The organism is Hydrogenophaga sp., from assembly GCF_041633695.1.
In the GTDB taxonomy this organism is placed as follows: Bacteria; Pseudomonadota; Gammaproteobacteria; order Burkholderiales; family Burkholderiaceae_C; genus Hydrogenophaga.
In genome coordinates this window covers 1-3901 of record NZ_JBFJMY010000394.1, presented here as the reverse complement: position 1 = coordinate 3901, position 3901 = coordinate 1, and the positions used below count along the sequence as shown (strand labels likewise).

At 61.2% G+C, this 3901-nt stretch carries 3 protein-coding genes, 1 tRNA gene and 1 pseudogene; 2 read left to right on the top strand and 3 right to left on the bottom strand.

The genetic code is table 11. The features are described from left to right. A partial coding sequence (serS, locus tag ABYB95_RS18785; protein ID WP_372660305.1) for a serine--tRNA ligase occupies positions 1–887 on the top strand: 887 nt, incomplete at its 5' end. 49 nt (positions 888–936) lie between these two features. On the opposite strand, the gene ABYB95_RS18780 is transcribed toward serS, so the two are convergent. After that, a tRNA-Ser gene (locus tag ABYB95_RS18780) sits at positions 937–1024 on the bottom strand. A gap of 105 nt (positions 1025–1129) precedes the next feature. Between ABYB95_RS18780 and ABYB95_RS18775 the strand changes: the two genes are divergently transcribed. Continuing rightward, positions 1130–2575, top strand: a complete 1446-nt coding sequence (locus tag ABYB95_RS18775; RefSeq protein ID WP_372660302.1) for a sensor histidine kinase — start codon at positions 1130–1132, stop codon at positions 2573–2575. A gap of 56 nt (positions 2576–2631) precedes the next feature. On the opposite strand, the gene ABYB95_RS18770 is transcribed toward ABYB95_RS18775, so the two are convergent. After that, positions 2632–3225: a LuxR C-terminal-related transcriptional regulator gene (locus ABYB95_RS18770; RefSeq protein ID WP_372660298.1), complete on the bottom strand. Its 594-nt coding sequence runs from the start codon at positions 3223–3225 to the stop codon at positions 2632–2634. A 150-nt stretch (positions 3226–3375) separates the two neighbouring features. Continuing rightward, positions 3376–3901, bottom strand: a pseudogene (locus ABYB95_RS18765) (tryptophan--tRNA ligase); the annotation flags it as partial.

Genomic DNA, 3901 nt, shown 5'->3' with positions numbered 1-3901 from the left:
TGGACATCGGGGAAAAGTTCGGACTCGACTTTGACACCGGTGCCAAGCTTGCGGGCGCGCGCTTTTGCTTCCTGCGCGGCCCCATCGCCCGTTTGCACCGTGCCTTGGCCCAGTTCATGCTGGACGTGCAAACCCAGGAGCATGGCTACACCGAGTGCTACACGCCCTACATCGTCAACGCCGAAACCCTGCGTGGCACGGGCCAGCTGCCCAAATTCGAAGCCGATTTGTTTGCGGTGAAAAAGGGCGGACAAGACGGCGAGGCCGTGCCCGACACCCAGGCGCTGTACCTGATTCCGACTTCGGAAGTGACGCTGACCAACTCGGTGCGCGACACCGTGCTGGCGCAGGCCGAGCTGCCGATCCGGCTCACGGCACACACGCCGTGTTTCCGCTCCGAAGCCGGTAGCGCCGGGCGGGACACGCGCGGCATGATCCGTCAACACCAGTTCGACAAGGTCGAGATGGTGCAAATCGTGCACCCCGATACCAGCTACGAGGCTCTGGAGGCGATGACAGGCCACGCCGAGGCGATTTTGCAGAAGCTGGGCTTGCCCTACCGGGTCATGAACCTGTGTACTGGCGACATGGGCTTTGGCGCCAGCAAAACCTACGACTTGGAGGTGTGGGTGCCGGCGCAAGGCGTTTACCGCGAAATCAGCTCGATCTCCAACTGCGAGGCCTTTCAAGCCCGGCGTTTGCAGGCCCGCTACAAGAATGCGCAAGGCAAGAACGAGCTGGTACACACGCTGAACGGCTCGGGCCTGGCGGTGGGGCGTGCCCTGGTGGCGGTGCTGGAAAACGGCCAGCAAGCCGATGGCAGCGTGACCCTGCCGGAGGTGCTGTGGCCCTACATGGGCGGCGTTCAGCGCCTGAGTCTGGACTGAGTCCAGCTCGCGCCCAGCAAAAAGCCCCGAAGGTCGGGGCTTTTTTTCTTGGAGGAGAGGGAGGGATTCGAACCCTCGGTACCTTACGGTACGCCTGATTTCGAGTCAGGTACATTCGACCACTCTGCCACCTCTCCTGTGTTCGAAGCCTCAGATTCTAGCAGGAGACGGAGCGGGTATTGGCGTGGCGTCCCGCTCTTTTTGCGATGCGACAATGGATCACCACATGCTTTGTTACCGCCATGCTTGTTGATACCCAGCCCGCCACCCACCAGCACATGCCTGCCTCGCCAGAGCTGCGGGAGCAGTGGGTGACTTCACAGCTCATTGGCGCACTGATGGACAACCTGGTGCCCGCCTTGATCGCGGCCACCTTGTCGCTGCCTGTGCTCGTGTTCTTGATGCTCGATCCCTTCAACCGGGTGGAGGTGGGGGTCTGGGTGGGGGTGATGCTGGCCACGCTGGTGTTTCGCTACCGCCTGATCGGCATCTACCGTTTGCAGTACGACAGCGTCGAAGGCCCGCAGCGCATGGCTTTTATCCAGCGCTACCAGTGGAGCTGGTGGGTGGTCGCCGCAGTGTGGGGCGGATCCATATTTCTCACCTACCGGCAGGCGGATATCGCGACGCAATTTTTGTGTGGCTTGTTCGTGATGGGCCACAGCTTGCTCACGCTGACGGCCTTCAGCGCCTACTTGCCGGTGTTCCGACGGTATGTCCATGCCTTGATGCTGTCTGTGCTGCTGAGCCTGGTCGTCAATACGGTCGTCGCAGCGGATGCGCCTGACGCACTGCGCAATGGCGGGGTCTTGGTGGCTTTGCTGCTGATGTTCTGGTGGCTTTTGATCTCGGCGGGCAAACGCTTGCATCTGGTGTACCGCTCTTCGTTCGAGCTGCAATTTTCCAACCAGGAACTGATCGATTCACTGACGCAGCAGACCCGGGCTTCCCGGCGCGCGGTGGCCACGAAGAACCGGTTTCTCGCGTCTGCGGCCCACGATCTGCGGCAACCGGTGCATGCGCTGAGCCTCTACGCAGACTGGCTGGCGTCGGAGCCCGAAATGGGGCGAGAGATCGCGCCGCGCATCTTGCAGTCCACGCGGGCCATCAACGAACTGTTTGATTCGCTCTTCGACCTGACCCGGATCGATGCCGGCAACTACAAGGTCCGTCTGCAACATGTGGAGGTGCAGAAATTGTTGGCCGATCTGGTCATGCAGTTCGAGCCGGTGGCTGCAGCCAAGTCGCTCAAGCTGCGCACCCGCGCCAGTCCGATCACCATATGGGCCGACCCGGTGGTTTTGCGGCGCATATTGGGCAACCTGGTGTCCAACGCCTTGCGCCACACCTACAAGGGTGGGGTTTTGCTGGGGCTGCGGCGGCGCGAAGATTTGCTGGTGTTTGAGGTCTGGGACACGGGTGTGGGCATTGAGCGCGAACACCAGCAAGCCATTTTTCAGGAGTTTTTTCGCGTCTCGCAGCACCAGGGCACCGAGGACAGCCTGGGCCTGGGGCTGACCATCGTGTCCAAGCTCACCATGTTGATGGGCTATCAACTCTCGTTGTCGTCCAAGGCGAACAAGGGCAGCGTGTTTCGTGTGATGTTGCCCTCGTTTACCCAGAAGGAAGCTTTGGAGACCCACCACCACGTGGACGCGCCCAACACCGTGCCCATGACCGACGACTGAGCGCCGACACAGGTCGCCACCAACGGGCGGCGGGTTATGGGCTCAGGGCCGCCGTCTCAGAGATCCAGCAGGCCGGCGGTTCGGGCCAGGTGGCTGGCCTGGGAACGGCTCTTGACGTTGAGGCGGCGAAAGAGCCGCCACAAATGCACTTTGACCGTGTGTTCGCTGATCTGCAAGGCTTCCGCAATGTCGCGGTTGCTCAAGCCCCGGTCCAGCATGACCAGCAACTGCTTCTGGCGTTTGGAGAGCTTTTCGGGGATGGTCGGGGCGTTCTCGTCTTCCACCTCGTCGGCCAGGAATTCGCGCAACACCTTGCCGATCTGGGCCGCGCCGGCCGACTTTTCCACGTAGGCGTCTGCTCCGGCTTCGCGTGCCAGGTCTTCGTAGTCGGAGGCGGGCGAGGCCGACAACACGATCAAGGTGGTGTCGGGCAGCATTTGACGGATTTCACGCACGCCCGAAACGCCGTTGGTGTCGGGCAGTTTCAGGTCCAGGCAAACCAGTTCAGGATCCCCGTGTTCGAGGATGGCCTTGTTGACCGAAGCCAGGCGCTCCAATTCCACAACTTGTGAAGAGGCGCGCAGGCGCCGAAGCAGCATGACGATGGCTTCGCGCATCAGCGGATGGTCGTCAATGACAAAGATGCTCATGGATGAAGAGGCGGTAGTGAATGGAGGTTATGGTGACTAGCATATCCCTATCATCAGTATTTGGCGATAAGAAAAAGCGGTTTTACCGAGGGGATATTGGGCCTTAAGACCTCAATTGAACCGCCGAGGCGGTGGCGTGTACCAACGGATTCACGCGTTTTTGTCCACAGTTTCCTGCAGGAAAAAATCCAGCGCTTGGGTCACGGCTTCGGCGTCGGCCTGTACCGCCACCTGCTTTTGCAGGCTCGGCAGCGCGGCCGACCCGAGCCGCTTGAGTTCGCTGATGGTGCCAGCCGCCTCTTTGGGAGACACAAAACCGACGCTTTGCAGCAGTAGCAGGCCTTTGGCGTCTTGCAGCTTGAAATAGAACTGCCCATCGGCTTCCCGGTATTGCTTGAAGCTGGGGGCCACGATTTTCTCTGTCTTGGCTGCAGCGGGCTTTTCGGCCAGGCTGCCCAGTGGTCGCAGCCCCACCGCGTGGCGCAGGCGAGCGGTGAACGGCGTGGCCACGGCACGTGCTTTTTCGGCGCCCGCCAACAGGGTTTTTTCGATGTGGGCCGGGTGTTGGATCAGGTCGTCGTAGACCGCACGCAAGGGGGCGATTTCTTTGTCCAGGCGCTCGAATAGCAACTGTTTGGCGTCGCCCCAGGCGATGCCATCGGCAAAGGCCTGGCGC